Below are 676 nucleotides of genomic sequence, written 5' to 3'. Positions count from 1 at the left end.
GAGACCATCCCAGATTCTGTGTAACTGCCATTTAGATTAAATGCTTACTGATACGGTCATCAAACATAATCATAAAACGATTCAGAGCAGACGTCCAGTTACGGATTGGCATCGACCACTTTTTGGATGCCTGCTGGGTGGCTAAGTACACCACTTTGAATGCTGCCTGATCAGAGGGGAACACCTTACGCTTATTCACCGCTGTCCGAATCACGCTGTTTAAAGACTCAATAGCATTGGTGGTATAAATGGCTTTTCTGATGTCTTTCGGGTACTCAAAGAACACCGTTAAGCCTCCCAGTTATTGCGCCAAGACTTGACCACGTGCGGGTACTCTGTGCCCCAAGTCTCATCAAAGTGTTCAAGATTGGCCTCGGCTATCTCAAGCGTATCAGCTCCGTAGATGGCTTTTAAATCAGCCGCTACTTTCTTCTTATCCGTCCATGGCACAAACTTCATTGAATAGCGCAGCATATGCACGATACACAGCTGAACCTGAGCGTTTGGATAAACGGTGTTGATAGCATCAGGGAAGCCCTTTAGGCCGTCAACACAAGCGATTAAGATGTCTTGTACGCCACGGTTTTGAAGCTCGGTAAGAACACCTAGCCAGAACTTAGCGCCTTCATTCTCTGAGAGCCACATACCAAGCAGCTCTTTTCTGCCGTCGAGTCCC

General features: G+C 47.2%; 1 pseudogene. It reads right to left on the bottom strand.

Annotation, left to right across the window (positions count from 1 at the left end):
* Window positions 1-31 precede the first annotated feature (31 nt).
* Window positions 32-676 (bottom strand): annotated as a pseudogene (locus TT12_RS14990) (IS256 family transposase); the annotation flags it as partial.

The sequence above is a fragment of the Psychrobacter sp. JCM 18903 genome (assembly GCF_000586475.1).
Classification (GTDB): Bacteria; Pseudomonadota; Gammaproteobacteria; order Pseudomonadales; family Moraxellaceae; genus Psychrobacter.
This window is presented reverse-complemented; position numbering and strand designations above follow the sequence as displayed.